15 protein-coding genes and 1 riboswitch are annotated in these 17,913 nt (G+C 38.6%); of the genes, 7 read left to right on the forward strand and 8 right to left on the reverse strand.

What is annotated here, in order from left to right:
- Positions 1–71: 71 nt before the first annotated feature.
- Complete coding sequence (locus CD31_RS12880) at positions 72–1,148, forward strand: nucleotide kinase (protein ID WP_036078141.1); 1,077 nt, start codon at positions 72–74, stop codon at positions 1,146–1,148.
- A gap of 58 nt (positions 1,149–1,206) precedes the next feature.
- Positions 1,207–2,406, forward strand: coding sequence for a glycine C-acetyltransferase (locus CD31_RS12885; protein WP_016992223.1), 1,200 nt, complete (start codon positions 1,207–1,209; stop codon positions 2,404–2,406).
- Between the two features lie 130 nt (positions 2,407–2,536).
- Here the strand turns inward: CD31_RS12885 and CD31_RS12890 are convergent, their stop codons facing one another.
- The 6 genes from CD31_RS12890 to CD31_RS12915 all read right to left on the reverse strand — a co-directional run bounded on the left by CD31_RS12890 (position 2,537) and on the right by CD31_RS12915 (position 8,323).
- Entirely contained in the window at positions 2,537–3,733 is a 1,197-nt protein-coding gene (locus CD31_RS12890) for a CaiB/BaiF CoA transferase family protein (RefSeq protein WP_036078144.1), read from the reverse strand.
- A complete protein-coding gene (locus tag CD31_RS12895; RefSeq protein WP_036078146.1) occupies positions 3,730–4,890 on the reverse strand; it encodes an alpha-hydroxy acid oxidase in 1,161 nt (386 codons plus the stop codon). The genes CD31_RS12890 and CD31_RS12895 overlap by 4 nt, the downstream gene beginning before the upstream one ends.
- Before the next feature lie 14 nt (positions 4,891–4,904).
- The gene (locus tag CD31_RS12900; RefSeq protein WP_052125377.1) at positions 4,905–5,684 is read right to left on the reverse strand and encodes an enoyl-CoA hydratase/isomerase family protein; all 780 of its coding nucleotides are present in this window, start codon (positions 5,682–5,684) and stop codon (positions 4,905–4,907) included.
- Between the two features lie 13 nt (positions 5,685–5,697).
- Positions 5,698–6,369: a methionine ABC transporter permease gene (locus tag CD31_RS12905; protein WP_004225517.1), complete on the reverse strand. Its 672-nt coding sequence runs from the start codon at positions 6,367–6,369 to the stop codon at positions 5,698–5,700.
- A complete protein-coding gene (locus CD31_RS12910) occupies positions 6,362–7,387 on the reverse strand; it encodes a methionine ABC transporter ATP-binding protein (RefSeq protein WP_036078150.1) in 1,026 nt (341 codons plus the stop codon). The genes CD31_RS12905 and CD31_RS12910 overlap by 8 nt, the downstream gene beginning before the upstream one ends.
- A gap of 105 nt (positions 7,388–7,492) precedes the next feature.
- The gene (locus CD31_RS12915; RefSeq protein WP_036078152.1) at positions 7,493–8,323 is read right to left on the reverse strand and encodes a MetQ/NlpA family ABC transporter substrate-binding protein; all 831 of its coding nucleotides are present in this window, start codon (positions 8,321–8,323) and stop codon (positions 7,493–7,495) included.
- An 88-nt stretch (positions 8,324–8,411) separates the two neighbouring features.
- Positions 8,412–8,516, reverse strand: a riboswitch (SAM riboswitch).
- 122 nt (positions 8,517–8,638) lie between these two features.
- Here CD31_RS12915 and CD31_RS12920 point away from each other — a divergent pair.
- Positions 8,639–9,142, forward strand: a complete 504-nt coding sequence (locus CD31_RS12920) for a PPC domain-containing DNA-binding protein (RefSeq protein ID WP_036078154.1) — start codon at positions 8,639–8,641, stop codon at positions 9,140–9,142.
- A 42-nt stretch (positions 9,143–9,184) separates the two neighbouring features.
- Here CD31_RS12920 and CD31_RS12925 read toward each other — a convergent pair whose 3' ends face one another.
- Positions 9,185–10,354, reverse strand: a complete 1,170-nt coding sequence (locus CD31_RS12925; protein WP_036078156.1) for a pyridoxal phosphate-dependent aminotransferase — start codon at positions 10,352–10,354, stop codon at positions 9,185–9,187.
- A gap of 96 nt (positions 10,355–10,450) precedes the next feature.
- Between CD31_RS12925 and CD31_RS12935 the strand changes: the two genes are divergently transcribed.
- Positions 10,451–11,245, forward strand: a complete 795-nt coding sequence (locus tag CD31_RS12935) for a carbon-nitrogen family hydrolase (RefSeq protein WP_036078158.1) — start codon at positions 10,451–10,453, stop codon at positions 11,243–11,245.
- Positions 11,246–11,297: 52 nt separating this feature from the next.
- On the opposite strand, the gene CD31_RS12940 is transcribed toward CD31_RS12935, so the two are convergent.
- On the reverse strand, positions 11,298–12,866 hold the full coding sequence (locus CD31_RS12940; RefSeq protein ID WP_036078160.1) for a PucR family transcriptional regulator: 1,569 nt from the start codon (positions 12,864–12,866) through the stop codon (positions 11,298–11,300).
- 233 nt (positions 12,867–13,099) lie between these two features.
- On the opposite strand from CD31_RS12940, the gene CD31_RS12945 reads away from it, so the two are divergent.
- From CD31_RS12945 to CD31_RS12955, 3 genes are read left to right on the forward strand one after another with little or no spacing between them, the layout of a single operon-like run.
- Positions 13,100–14,512 carry an amino acid permease gene (locus tag CD31_RS12945; protein ID WP_036078163.1) on the forward strand — a complete coding sequence of 471 codons (1,413 nt, stop codon included), beginning with the start codon at positions 13,100–13,102 and terminating at the stop codon, positions 14,510–14,512.
- Positions 14,513–14,534: 22 nt separating this feature from the next.
- Entirely contained in the window at positions 14,535–16,064 is a 1,530-nt protein-coding gene (locus tag CD31_RS12950; RefSeq protein ID WP_036078165.1) for a CoA-acylating methylmalonate-semialdehyde dehydrogenase, read from the forward strand.
- A 33-nt stretch (positions 16,065–16,097) separates the two neighbouring features.
- The gene (locus CD31_RS12955; protein WP_036078166.1) at positions 16,098–17,450 is read left to right on the forward strand and encodes an aspartate aminotransferase family protein; all 1,353 of its coding nucleotides are present in this window, start codon (positions 16,098–16,100) and stop codon (positions 17,448–17,450) included.
- Positions 17,451–17,913 lie beyond the last annotated feature (463 nt).

Raw genomic sequence — 17,913 nt, forward strand, 5'->3', positions numbered from 1 at the left:
AGAAGTGGCTTTTCATCTTTTTTGGTGTTCCTTCATATAATGCAGGGCGGAAGCTAAAGGAGGAACGACATTTGAACGGAAATGTAACGTATTATTTTGGACACGCATTGACTGGTCAAGGTGTGAAGCATTTATATAAAGAAATGATGGAAGAAGCGGCGCTTGTTTATTTTTTGCAAGGGCCTGCCACATTTAAAGGTTCAGAACTGTTAAAAGAACTAGGATACTTCTATGTGAAACAGGGCTTTGCCGTCGAGTGGTTTAAGCATGCTTTATTAGAGGAAGTTGTTGAGGCCGTTTATGTAAAAGGCTGTAACAGACTTTTTGTATGGGCATCTGAGTGGAATATCGAGCCAACTTTACTCGGTACAAAGCATCGTGTCATGTCTTTCTATGACTGCTTAGAGGATATACAGCTTAAAAAGGTTGGAGAACAACTTGCTGAGGCGATGCAGGAGCGTGCAACTTGGCGTGAAAAATGCATAGCAAAACTGGATCAAGCAATCAAGCTACATGATGACTGGGAGGTTGTCACACAAAGTTGTATGAACTGGCAGGCATTAAATGAACAGGTAGAAAATTTAAAGAATGAAGTGTTTCAATCCATTGTTTTGAATAAATCGGGTATCCGAACACATCGTTTACTTGGAACGTTAACTCCTAGAGGTGCGGAAAATACAGTGGAAAGTATCACCAAGAGTATCACGACTCGCTTCATGATTAAAGGCAAGCCAGGTACAGGTAAATCTTCATTAATGAAAAGTTTAGCGGATGAGGCAAATGCAAGAGGGCTTGATGCACAAATTGTTTGGTGTGGCTTAGATGCGGGATCTGTGGATATGGTCATTATCCCAGAGCTAAATTTCTGTATCTTTGATAGTACAGAGCCACATATCTTTTATCCAGAGGATGGTAGATTAGGGGATAAGATATTTGATATTGGGCAACATTGTGAGCTTTCAGAGGAAGCAGAAACTGCGATTGAAGCAGTGCGAGCGCAATACAAAGAAGCTATACAGGATGCGATGGGCCATTCCAAACGATATGCAGAAGCAGAATATACCGTCCGTCGCCTATTAGATAATTGTCTATCCGCTTCTTTATGGCGTGAAAAAACAGCGCCACTATTCGAAAGATTAACAAAGTAATGTAGCTAATGGCTTGCATGTGCTAAACTAGGAGCGAGAACAGTTTTCCTAGGAAAGGATGATACGCTTGTCAAAAGTATTGAATGCATTTTTAGATGAAAACCTACAAGCCCTACATGAACAAGGCTTATACAATGAAATCGATCCAGTAGAGGGAGCAAATGGCCCGATTATTCAGGTCCGTGGAAAAAATCTTGTTAACTTATCCTCTAACAACTATCTTGGTTTAGCAACAAATGAAGAATTAAAGCGTATTGCCAAAGAGACAATTGATAAATACGGTGTTGGAGCAGGTGCTGTTCGTACAATCAACGGGACACTTGACTTGCACGTAAAATTAGAAGAAAAGCTTGCTGAATTTAAAGGAACAGAAGCGGCTATTTCTTATCAATCTGGCTTTAATTGTAATATGGCAGCTATTTCGGCTGTAATGGATAAAAATGATGCCATTCTATCTGATCAATTAAACCATGCCTCTATTATTGATGGATGTCGCTTATCAAAGGCAAAAATCATCGCGTTTAATCACTCTGATATGGAGGATTTACGTGCAAAGGCAAAGGCAGCAAAGGAATCAGGTTTATACAATAAAATCATGGTTATCACAGATGGTGTCTTCTCAATGGATGGTGATATTGCTAAATTACCTGAAATTGTGGAAATTGCGAAAGAGTTTGATTTGATTACGTATGTGGATGATGCACATGGTTCAGGTGTAACAGGTAAAGGAAAAGGAACTGTGAAGCATTTTGGATTAGAAAAAGAAATTGATTTCCAAATTGGTACATTATCAAAAGCCATTGGTGTAGTAGGTGGCTATGTAGCAGGTAAGAAAAATTTAATTGATTGGCTAAAAGTTCGCTCACGCCCATTCCTATTCTCAACAGCATTACCACCAGGTGATGTAGCCGCTATTACAGCAGCCGTGCAAATGCTGATTGATTCAACAGAGCTACACGATAAGCTGTGGGATAATGGCAACTATTTAAAAGCGGGGCTTGAGAAGCTTGGCTTTAATATTGGCGCGTCTGAGACACCAATTACACCATGTATCATTGGGGATGAAAAGTTGACACAGGAATTTTCAAAACGTTTATTTGAAGAAGGCGTTTATGCAAAATCGATTGTCTTCCCAACAGTTCCAAAAGGTACAGGACGCGTTCGGAATATGCCAACAGCGGCACATACAAAAGAAATGCTTGATGATGCAATTGCGATTTACGAGAAGGTTGGTCGTGAATTAGGCGTTATTCAATAAGAAAAAGGCTTCCTCATGAATGGGGAAGCCTTTTTGCATGATAGAAATGAAAAAGTGTAGGATAGAATCAAAAAAGTGACCGATAGAAGCTTAAATCTAATTGATAGCGATCTAAAAATAGACAATCACTTTATTTTGACCCAATTATTTTGGCTGCCTTGAGCTGTTGAATAGCTTGATCAGAAATATTTAATGCCTGTAAAATTTCTTCATTATGTTGCCCTAAAGTAGGGGCTGCATTTGTTAGCTGTCCAGGTGTTTGTGAAAACTTAGCTGGGAAGCCCAATGTTCTCATTGATCCAGCAGTAGGGTGCTCATAGGACAGTACCATGCCACGCTCTAGTATATGAGGGTCATTTAATGTTTGATCATAAGAATAGATTGGACTAGATGGTACACCGTGCTTATCCAATAGTTCGAGCCAGTAGATAGCCTTATGCTTGATTAACTCGCTTTCAATTTCTGCTTCCAGCTCCTTCACATGTTGGGCACGTGAATAGTTGGTAGCAAAGAGAGGATTGTCTAACCAATCAGGTCGATTGACAACCTTTACAGCAAAAATCTCCCATAGCTTTTGATTGCCAGCACCTACTAGAATATAGTCATCCTGTGTTTTGAAACCTTGATAGGGCGCTGACACACGATGGGCGGTTCCTGTTCGCTCAGGTAACTCACCTTGTCCGAAGTAAGCAGCGGCCTCCCAAACAGTCCACGCAAGACCTGACTCCACTAAGGACACATCAATATATTGACCTTCACCACTACGAAGCTTATAGATATAGGCCATTAAAATGGATTGTAAGGCTGTTTGTGCAGCGGCAATATCATTCACCGCAAAGCCAACTTTTACAGGTCGGCCATCTGCTTCACCTGTCATATGCATTAAGCCACTCAGACCCTGAGCCATAATGTCATAGCCACCCTTTTGACTATAAGGACCTGTTTGACCATAACCGGAAATAGAGCAGTAAATTAGGCCCGGATTGATGGCTTTTAATGTGTCATAATCAATTCCAAGCTTTTTCGTGACACCTGGTCGATAATTTTCCACAAGTACATCAACAGATTGAATTAATTCTTTAAATAAAGCCAGTCCCTCAGTCGTTTTTAAATTGATGCAGACACCTTTTTTATTACGATTAACCATCATATACATATGACTTTCTTCATTAACGAATGGACCCATTGTACGGGTATCGTCTCCATTTGGATATTTTTCAATTTTGATAACTTCAGCACCCATATCTGCTAACACCATGGTGCAATAAGGACCCGCTAAGACTTGTGATAAATCGACAACCTTTAATCCTTGTAATGCTTGTTTCATTTAACCTCAGTCCCATCCTGTTTGACTAATGTGATATTACGTAATCCTTTGACAGAGGTGGCACCTGCTAATGCGATGGAAACCTTTAATTCATCATAAAGATTGGTCATCACCTTTTGGACGCCTTGTTGTCCTTCAAGGGCTAGCCCATAGACGAAAGGACGACCAATTGCAACGGCATCCGCTCCTAAAGCAAGTGCTTTTAAGGCATCCATGCCACGATATACACCACTATCTAATATAATAGGAATTTGTCCATGCACAACTTTCGCAATAGCAGGAAGGGCATCAAGTGAACCAATCACGCCATCTAATTGACGGCCGCCATGGTTTGATACAATAATGCCATCAATACCATTGTCGATAGCTAGCTTTGCATCTTCAGGATGTAAAATTCCCTTCAATAATATAGGAAGATTTGTACGTTTTTTTAACTCTCGAACATGCGCCCAATTAAGTGTTGGGTGGAAGACATTTTGCAAGACACCTTGTACATAGGACTCGAATGAATCATCAGGTAAAGTGGCTGTAAAAACGGGGTCATTCATATAATTTCCTCTTGCATAGCCTAGCTTCAATGGTGAAAATTGATTGCGTACATCTTCTTCACGCCAGCCAAGCATTACGGTATCGACAGTTAAAACGATCGCTTCAAATCCAGCTTCCTCTGCACGTGTAGCCATACTAAAAGCAATTTCTTCATTAGTAGACCAATATAATTGAAACCATTTTGTTGCAGAAGGGGCAGCTAGAGCAACTTCTTCAAGAGCAAAAGTGGAAACGGTGCTTTGTATATAAGGAATATTTAAAAACTGGGCGGCACGTGCAACGGCAAGCTCACCTTCATCGTGAACCATTCCGTTCATGCCTACAGGAGCAAAAAGCAAAGGAGTTGGATATGTTTTACCAAACAAATGAACCGATGTATCAACTTTTGACACATCATTTAAAAATCGGGGAACAATGGAATACTTCTCAAAAGCTGCACGATTATTGCGCAGTGTTTGTTCACCGCCAGCACCTGAGCGGATGTAGCCAAAAGGTCCAGCTTCGATTTTTTCCGCTACGGCCTTTTCTAAATCTGCAAAGCAAATGGGGAAGGGGGCTTGTGCAGTTATATTTTTTAAGAGTAGATCGCCATCAGTTATGTTTGTCATCGTTACTACCTCACTTATTGATTGAAAATAGGCTTTCTTTTATTTAAAAAGGCTTGAATACCTTCGTTATAATCGTCTGAACTAAATGAATCCAAAACTAACTGTGCCAGCTCATCGTTTTCTTCATTTTCACCATCTACAATTGCTTGGATAATTTTTTTGATGCCTGCGTTTGCAATGGATGATTTACTTAATAAATGTTCAGCGAATTGCACTGTGGCCTTTTCAATATCCTCTGGTTCGTGTAGGGCCGTGATTAAACCAATATTTTTTCCTTCTTCAGCTGTAAAAATAGTAGCTGTGTACAAAATTTCCTTTGCCTTAGCGACACCAACAATATTGATGAGACGTTTCGTGCTTTCTAAATTATAGACAATACCTATGTTTGCAGCGGTGATACCTAGCTTACTCTTAGGTGTTGCTATTCTAAAATCACAAGCGTTTGCTAACTCTAAGCCACCACCAATTGCTAAGCCCTGAATCATAGCAATTGTCGGGTGCGGAATTTTATAAAGAGCATCAATCGCCTTTAGAGCCAATTCATTATAGGCTTTGGCATTGTCTGTAGCATAACGAACATCTAAAAACTCGCTAATATCTGCACCAGATGAGAAGGCTACTTCATTGACACCGCGAACAATTAAGAGCTTGATAGTAGAATCTACACGTAGTTGCTCAAGGTGGTCTGCTATAGCTTGAAACATTGCCCTTGATAAAGAATTTCGTTTTTCTGGGCGGTTTAATACTAACGTTGCAATATAGCCATTTTTCTCTACATAAATTTCCTTTGTCATCTTCATTCTCCTCTTAATCTTTTTTCAACTTCGCAGCGAAGCGGTTACCGATGGATTGAATGCTCTGTACAAGGATGATTAAGATAAAGACAGTTGCATACATTACATCAACCTCATAGCGTAAATGACCATAGCGATAGGCAAGGTCACCTAAACCGCCAGCACCAACCATTCCCGCCATTGCTGTTGCACCAATTAATCCTATTGTGGCAATCGTTAAGCCTAAAATAATAGATGGTCGAGCTTCACGTAATAATACATGCCAAATTATATGGCGACGTTTAATACCCATGGCTGTGTAGGCTTCTACCACTCCTGAATCCACTTCTAAAAGGGCAGATTCCATCAGTCGTGCAATATAAGGAGCCGTGTAAACAACTAACGGAACGATTACACCTTTAACACCAATTGTTGTACCAACAATTAGCTTGGTAAAAGGTAAGATGAAGAATAATAAAATGATAAATGGAACAGAGCGAACAATATTGATGAATAGATTAAAAAACTGATAGAAAAATTTATTTTCAAAGGATTGTCCTGGTCGAGTTAAAACGATTAATAGCCCTAATGGAATACCAATTAGAATGGAGAACAACAATGAAATTCCGACCATTTGAAATGTTTCGATAATTGCTTTGCCAATAACATCTGACCAATCTGTAAAGAAGCTTTGGATACTACTCATTGAACGCACCTCCTAATTCTTCCACTGCTACGCCATTTTCTGAAAAATACGTGAGCGCCTTTTGGACAATATGCGTCTCGCCATGTAGATGCACCACAATATTGCCGACAATACCGTTTTTTAATTCAATAATATTAGCTGTTAAAATATTTGGTTGCACATCGTATATCTTAGTGACTTCTGCTAATAATGGCTTACCAGTACTTTCACCAAGAAATGTTAAACGGATTACACTTCCTGAAACATTTAATTGCTCAATAAGAGAAGGGGATAAATTACGTTGTGAAATTGTATTCAAAAACTTTCGCGTTGTAGGGTGCTTCGGTTTTGCAAAAAGTTCAATCGCTGTGCCAAATTCCACAACTTTCCCTGACTCTAGAACAGAAACCTCATCGCAAATTTTTTGAATTACATTCATTTCATGGGTGATGAGCAGAATCGTAATGCCTAATTCCCGATTAATTTTTAACAACAATTCAAGAATGGCTTCCGTTGTTTCAGGATCAAGTGCACTTGTTGCTTCGTCACTAAGTAAAATCTCTGGTTCCTGTGCTAAGGCACGTGCAATAGCCACACGCTGTTTTTGACCACCTGAAAGTTGATTTGGGTAACTATCTAGTTTATCTGTTAAGCCGACAATTTCGGCATACTTAGCTACTCGGTTTTTTACTTCCGCCTCTTTATAGCCTAGCAGCTTTAAGGGAACAGCAATATTATTGTAAACCGTTGCTGTTTTTAGTAGATTGAAGTGCTGAAAGATCATCCCGATTTTTTGGCGTGTTTGACGTAATTCATGAAGAGAAAGGGTCGTAATGTCTACATTGTCTATCACTACTTTTCCCGCTGTAGGACGTTCTAGTAGATTAACGCAACGAATGAGTGTACTTTTCCCAGCACCACTATAGCCGATTACTCCATGAATTTGTCCCTTTTTTACATGAAGATTGATGCCATCCACAGCTTTTATGATGCCTTTTTTCGATTTAAATTCTTTTGAGATATTTTGTAATTGAATCATGCGATTATTTGCTCCTTTCTCAACCTTCTAAAAAGCAAGAATCTGCTCGTTTTCCTATAGAGGAATTTCGGCAGATTCTTCGGCTTTAGAAGCTTTCTGAATGTTTTACCAGCTAGGGATTACAGAACCTTTAAACTCTTCTTCGATGAATTGACGTACCTCATCAGATTGATAAGCCTCAACGAACTTTTTAATTGTTGGATCATTTTCATTTTCAGCACGCACAACAATATAGTTCACGTATGGAGAATCAGTAGATTCCAATAAAATAGAGTCATCTTTAGGATTAATGCCAGCTTCTAATGCAAAGTTTGTATTAATAGCTGCTACATCTACTTCACTAAGTTGTTTAGGAATTTGAGCTGCCTCTAATTCAATGAATTTTAAATTCTTTTTGTTTTCTTCTACATCACGGATCGAGGCTGTTAAGTCTGCGCCATCTTTTAACTTAATATAGCCAGCTTCCTGTAAAACAAAGAGGGCACGCGCTCCATTCGTTGGGTCATTTGGTAAGCCAAACGTTGCACCGTCAGGAATGTCGTCAAAGGATTTATATTTTTCCGAGTAGATACCCATTGGATTTAAAATCGTTTTGCCCACTGGTACTAAATCTGTATCATGATCTTTATTAAATGTATCCAGGAAAGGCTCGTGTTGATAGCTGTTCGCATCAAGATCACCTTCAGCTAAGGATGTATTAGGTAAAACATAGTCAGAAAATGATTTTAGCTCTACTTCCAGCCCGTTTTCTTTTGCTACTTTAGCTGCTACTTCTGCAATTTGCTCGTGAGGACCAGAAGTGACACCTACGACGATTTTCTTTTCATTAATTGCCTCAGCTTGGCCTTTACTATCTTCTTTAGAGCCACAGCCTGCTAAAGCTGCTACTAATGTTAGACTTGCTAAACCTACTAAAAATTTATTTTTCTTTTTCATGAAAATACCTCCAAGATTGTTTTTATCGGTTTCTTGAAAATAAAAAAACTCTCTTACAAATTAAGAGAGGCTCATGAAAAGATGTCCTCTCTTATCTATCAAACGAAGATCGTTTGCAGGATTTAGCACCTTCCTTTAAAAAGGAGGTTGCCGAGCTTCATAGGGCCAGTCCCTCAGCTACTCTTGATAAGAGATTTATAATATTTTTTTGTAATTCCGATAGAACTAATATAATTTATAGGGTATAGTAAGTCAATAAATAATTTTTAAATTTTTTATATAATTATAATATTTCGACGCAAAAGAGGGATAACAATGTCTGTAAGAGTTAATTATGGTATAGGTTCATTTGGTAAGGTTATTAGTGCTCGTTTTCTAACGGGAACAGATATCATTGAAGGGATTGAAGCGCTTTGCGAAGAGAATAGTATAGAGTCAGCCACAATTGTAAGCTGTATTGGCAGCTTTCAAAAAAGTAGCTTTGTTTATCTAGTGCCAGATGCAACAGCTCCAATTCAAGTTCGTTTTAGTGATATGATTGAAAAAGAGGGACCATTAGAATTTATTCAAGGTTCAGGTGTGGTATGTAAGCGAGATGGTGGATATGAGACACATTTCCATGGCTCTATGAGCGATCAATGGGGTGTTGTATCGGGTGGGCATTTAATAAAAGGGGGCAACCCTGTTATTACTGCTGACATCGTGTTGGCAGAGGTACAAGGGATTCAACATATTCGAAAATGGGATGATGAAACAGGTCATGTTCAATTTTATCCATTAGAAAATGGTTTAGGGCAACCAAGGAAAATTGAAAAATAGTAATAATCCTGTAGCTAGGGATAGCTACAGGATATGGCGTCATTATCTTTTAAACAATTGTAATTGCTCGATTCTATGGATTGCTTCACGTAAGCGCTCCTCACTAACCAGCAACCCTACTCGCACATAGCCCTCACCATATTGACCGAAGCCATTACCTGCTGCTACAGCGATATCAGCTTTTTCGAGCAAAAGGTCAGCAAACTGTTCACTTGTATAGCCTAGTGGTACAGGGAGCCATGCGAAGAAGGAGCCTTTTGGAGCCGTAACATGCCAGCCAATTCTTCGAGCTTCTTCAATGAGTACATTGCGGCGACGCTCATAAGTAGCTCGTAATTCATCCGCACATTGTTGGGAAGCCGTCAGTGCTACTGCTGCGGCTTGTTGAATGGCAGGGAATTGACTACAAAACAGATGATCCTGAATTAGATTAATAGCAGCAATAATCTCGGCATTCCCTACAGCGAAGCCTATACGCCAGCCAGCCATATTATAGGTTTTCGATAATGTATACATTTCAACTCCTACTTCTTTTGCATCCTTTGCTTGAAGGAAGCTAACTGGTTTATTACCGTCAAATCCTATTGCTCCATAAGCAAAATCATGTGATACGATAATATTGTGCTCCTTCGCAAAGCGAACGGTCTCTTCAAAAAACGCAAGTGATGCTGTACCACCTGTAGGGTTGTTCGGGTAATTTAAGTAAAGAAGCTTTGCCTTTTCTTTCACTTCATCAGGTAATGCATGATAATCAGGTAAGAAATCATTTTCAGCAAAAAGGGGCATTACTTCAAAATTGACGTCTCCTAGTACAACACCTGATAGGTAATCTGGATAGCCAGGGTCTGGTAAGAGCATCGTGTCACCAGGGTTTAACACAGCTAAAGGTAGCTCAACTAGACCAATTTTTGTTCCACCAAGAATCGCTACCTCTGTATCTGGATTTAGTTCTACCTGATATTCACGTTGATAAAAGTCCGCAGCAGCTTGGCGTAATTCAGCGAGACCTCTAAATGGTGAATATTTGTGGTTTTGAGGATTTTCAGCTGCTTCCTGTAATGCTTGAATGATGTGAATAGGCGTTGGCTGATCGGGATTTCCTTGCCCAAGGTTAATGACATCACGCCCTTCTTCTAGAGCCAAGTTTACTTTTTGAACGAGTGCTGCAAAAAATTGAGTGGGTAGTTGCTGTAGTTTTTTAGAGAATTCCATGCATGATCACCTTTTTCAGAATATAATAATTATTATTGAAGAATATGAAGCAAATAGTATTACTTTTTCTACTAATTGTCTAGAGGAGGAATGGATATGAAAATCGGATGTATTCAATTAAATGTTGGCTTTGGCAAAGTTGAAGAAAATTTTGAACGTGCCGAGGATAAGATTCGTGAAGCTGCAAAAAATGGGGCAGAAATCATCGTGTTACCTGAAATGTGGAATACAGGCTATGCTTTAGAGAAACTACCTGAGCTAGCAGATATCAATGGTGAGCGGACAAAGGCCTTTTTGGCTAAACTTGCAAAGGAACTTGATGTACATATTGTAGGGGGCTCTGTTTCAACAAAGAAAGGCGACAAATTTTATAATACGATGTATACCTTTAATCGTAATGGAGAACTTGTTGGAGAATACAGCAAGGCACATCTTTTCCGTTTAATGGACGAGCATCTTTACTTGGAAGCAGGGGATGAAATGAATCGTTTTGCTTTAGATGATATTGAAGCTGCGGGTGTCATTTGCTATGATATTCGCTTCCCAGAATGGTTACGTGCACATGCATTACAAGGAGCAAAGGTATTATTTATACCAGCGCAGTGGCCAACTCCAAGGATTGACCATTGGAAAACATTGCTGCAGGCTCGTGCAATTGAAAATCAATGCTTTGTCATTGCAGTAAATCGTATTTCGAAAAAGGTAGAAAATTTTAATGGGCAATCTATGATTATTCAGCCTTGGGGAGAAGTACTTTGGATTGGTGCTGAGGATGAGGAAGTAGCTGTGATTGATGTAGACTTTTCTATCGTCGATGAGGTACGTGGAAGAATCCCTGTTTACGATGATCGTAGACCTGGACTGTATCAGGATGTAGTTGTGAAAGGGTAAAAAAGAGGCACGCTTAGAAGGGAGATTCCCTTTTGGGCGTGCCTACTTTTTTCTAGCTCTTATCCTCAATCAATGAATTGGCTAGTAGCATAAATTCAAGTGTAATGCGGTTATGCCCGTTCATGAAATTTTTCCCTAGTAAACTTTCAAGCTTTTTTAAGCGGTGATAGAGTGTTTGACGAACAATAAACAATTGATTCGCTGTTTGCTGTTTAGAGCCATTTGTTTGTAAATATACCTGCAATGTTTCGAGAAGCTTGCTATTATATTTTTCATCGTATTCAATAACGGGCTGTAAATAGTCATAAATCACTTCCTGTAAATCCACCTGCATTTGTAATTTATAAATTAAATGATATAAATGCAGATCATCATAAAAGAACGAGGACGTTTGTACTTTTCGACAAATATATAAGGTTTCTAGTGCAGTTTGATAGCTTTTAGGAATTTCATCTACATCACAAACGACCTTTCCAATGGCTATCTGATAACCTTGAGCTTGCTGCTTTTTATAGAATTCCGTTTTGGCCAAGGAGGAAAACATGTTGTTTAACATATCACGAACGGCTTTACTATCTTTTGTATGCAGTAAAATAAAAATAACATAGCTTTTTCTTTCAAATAAAAATGGAATAAAGCCATGTTGCTCAAAGAGATTACGATAATAAAGCTTACTATAGACAACATCCTCCTGAGCCTTTGTCAACGTATTAGGAGAGGCCAAAATAAAGACAGTTCCACTAGATTGTGTATAGTTAGCATAATGTGTAACGATAAATTTGTAGATTTCCTCCTTAGACAGTTTTTGATCAATCCAATCAGCTAAAATCGAAGCATCCTCAATATTCTTTTTTTCCTCAATATAAAACTCTCGCATTAAAAGTTGTGCCAACGCTGTTGCCGTACGATCTAATATTAATAATTCAAATTCGGAGAAAAGCCCATCTTCTCGATAAATTGATAAATCGGCATAATGTTGATCAAATAGAAAAATAGGCTCAGTTTTAAATTGCTGAGTCGATGGATTCAATGTGAGGAATTGCTGCCGCTTTTTATGCGCCATATTCGGGAAAAAGATAGGCTCTCTTCCCTTAATGGAAAACATAATTTGTATTTTTAATTCGTTATACATATTTTGTAAAATGTCGTCCGTGTTTTGTCCCAATACTGCATTTTTGTTCAATGTTTGTGAGTAAGCTTCTAGTGAAGAAATCAATAGATACTGCTGATTGATAATTTGGCTATGTAAATCCTGTGTAATACGAACAAAAGGAACTGCTTCATGGAAAACAATAATAGGAAACTGGTGGCGGTTGGCAAGTGTTAAAATCGCTTCAGGTACTGCTTGAATAGAGGTTCCATATTCAATACAAAGGGCAGCACAATTTTTTTGAATGATGGCTTCAATAAATGATACAAAGTCCTCAATACTATGTTGGAGACTAAGCCCTGTAGTTAATACTAACTCTTCACCAACTAAAAAATTATCAACATGTATGATTTCTAGTACATGTACCCATTTAACGTTCCTTGTTAATCCCTCATGACCTGCAACTACCTCCGCATTTTGAAAATATTTATTCTGTAAAACGTCTAGTACTTTTAGTTGAAATGGGCTCAATTTTGCCCCTCCTTTTGACATGCATCCATTTGGTTTGATTTCAATAATTTCTACTTAATGCTGAAAATTATCTCATAAAATCATTTTTAATTTATTTTAAGAATATTTAGTCTATTTTACATTATGTATAAAACAAAAGTATAGAATTTTACAGTTTGTCTATTACTTCAATGTTATGAAAGATGTAAGATTTTTGTAAGCGATCAAGCAATCTACTAAAAGAGGTGACAGATATGGGGCAACAAACGCATTTACAAAGAGGATTAAAGAAGCGGCATATGACGATGATTGCGATTGCCGGTGTAATCGGTGCTGGACTATTTATGGGGAGTGGCTCGGTCATTAACTTAGCTGGTCCAGGGGCAATTTTATCGTATATATTTGCAGGAATTATCGTTGTATTAGTTATGCGTATGCTAGGTGAGATGGCGGCAGTCAATCCAACGAGTGGATCGTTTGCTCACTATGCACATGAAGCCATTGGTCCGTGGGCAGGTTTTATGATTGGATGGTTATATTGGTTTTTCTGGGTAATCGCCATTGCTTTAGAGGCAACAGCAGCAGCTGCCATTATTCAATATTGGTATGATGGGATTCCTTTATGGCTATTAAGTCTGTTCTTAACTGTAGCGCTTACGTTAACAAATGTTCTTTCTGTCAAAGCTTTTGGTGAGTTTGAGTATTGGTTCTCTCTTATTAAGGTTGCAAGTATAGTCGTTTTTCTAGGTCTGGGTGCCTTTATTATCTTTGGTATCGCTCCAAACTTTACTGCTGTTGGTATGACCAACTTAGTTGGGCAGGGTGGTTTTTTACCAAATGGTTTTGGTGCTGTTCTAATGGGTGTCGTTATCGTTATTTTTTCATTTATGGGGACAGAAATCGTTGCGATTGCTGCTGGTGAATCGGATGAACCGTTAGCTGCTGTCACAAAAGCTACCAATTCTATTACTTGGCGTATTTTAATTTTCTATGTGGGCTCTATTGCAGTTGTAGTGACGCTATTACCTTGGCATTCCTCAGATATTTTAACAAGTCCTTATGTAGCGGTACTTGATTATATTGGTATTCCTGCAGCCGCACAAATTATGAATTTTGTTGTTTTAACTGCTGTATTATCATGTCTAAATTCAGCACTTTATGCTACATCACGAATGGTATTTTCTTTAGCGGAAAAAGGAGAAGCGCCAAAAGCATTTTTAAAATTAAACAAAAATGGTGCACCTGTCAATGCCATACTTGCCGCAACATTTTTCTCGTATATTGCGGTCATTATGAATTACGTTTCGCCAGATAAAGTATTTATGTTTTTATTAAGTTCCTGCAGTGCCATTACGTTGATTCTTTATTTAATCATTGCCTTTTCACAATTAAGAATGCGACGGAAGATTGAACAAGAAAATCCAGAGCTATTAAAGGTGAAAATGTGGCTATTTCCATATTTAACGTATTTCACAATAATAGCAACAACAGCATTACTCATTGCCATGTTCTTTATAGAGTCAATGCGTTCACAAATTTTATTTACATGCGTTATTGTGGCCATTGTAATGATTTTCTATATGCTTACTCAAAAGAAAAAGGTGATTAAACAAGCCGATGAATCAAGTTCCCTATTCACAAAAGACGGGTTTGATTTTGAACAATAAGACGATGAAGGAGTGGTCCTATATGACAGTTCAGCAAGAAATGAAAACGCTAACACATTTTATCAAAGGAGAAGAGGTAGCAGGAACAAGTAACAGATTCTCTGAAGTATTCAATCCGTCAACAGGTGAGGTCATTGCAAGAGTACCCCTTGCTTCAAGAGATGAGGTAAAGCATGCTATTCAGCTTGCAAAGGAAGCCTTTCCAGCATGGAAAAAAACATCAATTGGGAAGCGGGTAGAAGTATTACATCGATTCCGTCAGCTGTTAGTAGAAAGACAGGAAGAGCTTATCAATGTGATTTGCCAGGAAAGTGGAAAAACTAAGGAAGATGCGAAAGGTGAAATTGTTCGTGGTATTGAATCTGTAGATATGGCAATCAGTGCCCCACAAATGCTAAAAGGAGAGTACTCGGTCAATGTAGGTGGAAATATTAATGCTTTTTCTGCCAAATCGCCACTTGGTGTAGTAGCAACCATTGCACCATTTAATTTTCCTGTTATGGTACCACTGGCTATTACAAGTATGGCTGTTGCGGTAGGAAATGCCGTTATTCTAAAGCCATCTGAACGTGTACCTATTTCAGCATTATATTTGAGCCAATTATGGAAGGAGGCAGGTCTACCAGACGGTATTTGGACAGTGGTTAATGGAGATAAAGAGGCAGTCGATGAACTATTAGAAAACAAAGAGATTCAAGCAATTTCATTTGTTGGCTCAACGCCTGTTGCTGAATATATCTATCAAACTGGGACAAAGCACAATAAACGTGTTGCGGCATTTGGTGGTGGAAAGAACTTTATGATTGTAATGCCTGATGCCAATTTAGAACAGACAGCAAATGCCTTTTTAGGAGCAGCATATGGTGCAGCATCTCAGCGTTGCATGGCTATTTCTGGTGCACTCGTTGTAGGGAAGGATACGGAGCAACGATTTACAGAAATATTGAAAAATAAAATATCCCAACTAAAGGTAGGGCCTTATACAGAGCAAGACGTCGATTTTGGTCCTGTCATCACTAAACAATCAAAGGAAACGATTATACGTTATATCGATGGGGCGGTCAGTGAAGGAGCGAATCTTGTCATCGATGGAAGACATCCAAAAGTATGTGAATCATCAAATGGTTTTTATCTTGGTCCTACTCTACTTAATCATGTAGCACCAGAAATGACGATCTTCAAAGAGGAGGTCTTTGGTCCAGCACGTATTGTAGTGGGGGTTGACTCACTACAAGAGGCTATCGACTTAATAAATGATCATGAGCTTGGCAATGGTGTCACAATGTTTACAAGCAGCGGCGCAGCGGCGCGTAAATTCCAAGAAGAAATAGAAGTGGGCATGGTAGGAGTAAATGTACCAATACCAATTCCAGTTGGCTATCACAACTTTGGTGGATGGAAACGCTCTAAGTTCGGTGAAGGGCATATGTTTGGCCCAGATCAGGCGAGATTCTTTACAAAGGCAAAAACGATTTCTGAGCGCTGGCCAGATGAAACAGAAGATACAACAAGCTCCTTTGCGTTCCCGAGTAATAACGATGTGAAAAACTAATGTAAGGAAAATAATAATGAGGGGTGTTTGGCGATGACGCAGATCAATCTTAAAAGTGATGTATTAGCAAAGGATGAGCAATATGTATGGCATTCGATGAAACCCTATAATCCGCAAGCCACGTATGTAGTAGAGAAATCTGATGGTGCAAAAATCACAGATACAGATGGTGCGGAATATATTGATGCGATGGCTGGGCTATGGTGTGTCAATGTTGGCTATGGTCGTAAAGAATTAGCGGATGCAGCACATGAGCAAATGATGAAAAATGCTTACGCACCTTTATCTCAGGGACATTTACCAGCAGTCGAACTAGCCGAAAAACTTAATGAAATGCTTGGTGGAGATTATGTTATTTTCTTCTCTAACAGTGGTTCAGAGGCGAATGAAACAGCTTTTAAAATAGCACGCCAATACCACCAGCAAAAAGGACAAAGCTCGCGCTATAAAATTGTCTCTCGCTACCGTGCTTATCATGGGAACTCCTTTGGGGCTTTAGCGGCAACAGGGCAGGCGGAGCGTAAATATAAATATGAGCCTCTATCACCTGGCTTTATCCATGTTGCACCACCTGATCAATACCGTGAGCATGAAAGTGATACTACTGCGCCATTAGATTTAGCGAGTGTAAAGGCCGTAGACAAAACGATGACATGGGAGCTGGGCGACACAATTGCAGCGATGATCTTAGAGCCTATTATTACAGGTGGTGGTGTCATTATGCCTCCAGAAAACTATTTAAAAGGTATTGAAGAAGTATGTAAAAAACACGGCGCTTTAATGATTGTGGATGAGGTTATTTGTGGCTTTGGTCGTACAGGAAAGCCATTTGGATTTATGAATTATGGTGTACAGCCTGATATTATTACCATGGCTAAAGGAATTACAAGTGCCTATTTACCATTATCAGCTACAGCAGTAAAGCGTGAAATATATGAGGCATTTACTGGATCAGATGCATACGGCTATTTCCGCCATGTAAATACATTTGGTGGCTCACCGGTGGCATGTGCAGTCGCATTAAAAAATATTGAGATTCTTGAGCAAGAGGCATTATTTGACCGTTCCAAGGAAGTTGGTGCAGCAACACTAAAAACATTGCAGCAAGAATTGCAGCAACACCCAAATGTGGGGGATGTACGAGGTAAGGGCTTATTGATTGGAATTGAATTAGTTGTAGATAAAATCTCGAAAGAACCTTTACCTGTGGAGAAAGTGAATGCAGTCATTGCAGCATGTAAAGGGCAAGGTGTCATCATTGGGAAAAATGGAGCTACTGTAGCAGGATTTAATAACGTCTTAACGTTATCGCCACCACTTAATATTGCACAAGAAGATCTTGACCGCATACTTAGTGTGGTTGTGAATAGTATAAATACGCTATAGTAACTATTCATGTAGGTTCTAAAAGCCATATCATAAGGGCTTTTAGAACTTTTATTAATGGGCTTTGGAGCAACAATCAGCTGTAGGGAGCATTATTATAGCTCAATAAAAATAAATATAAAATTCTGAAATTTATTAAAAAAATACTGGAAATATTAGATTTCATCGTTTATAGTTGTTAAAAATAATGAAATTTTCTGATAATAAAACAATGGTCTGAGAGGGAATATTTTTTTAATCACTTATTTTCAGCAGTGGAATAAATATACCTTGTATTTTGAACTATACTTTCTGAGTTAAAAGCAATTGTGATAGTTGAGGAAGCAATATCTTTCCTGAATTGAATTGTCTAATCTTAAGAAAATATAGTTTATTTTTTGCCTATTTATTTTCATCAGTGGAGAAAATAAATTCATTTTGGTAATTATATTTCTTAATTTAAGTTATAAGAAATATTTTTATA

Origin of the sequence: Lysinibacillus boronitolerans JCM 21713 = 10a = NBRC 103108 (assembly GCF_000772935.1) — a bacterium.
GTDB classification, from domain to species: domain Bacteria; phylum Bacillota; class Bacilli; order Bacillales_A; family Planococcaceae; genus Lysinibacillus; species Lysinibacillus boronitolerans.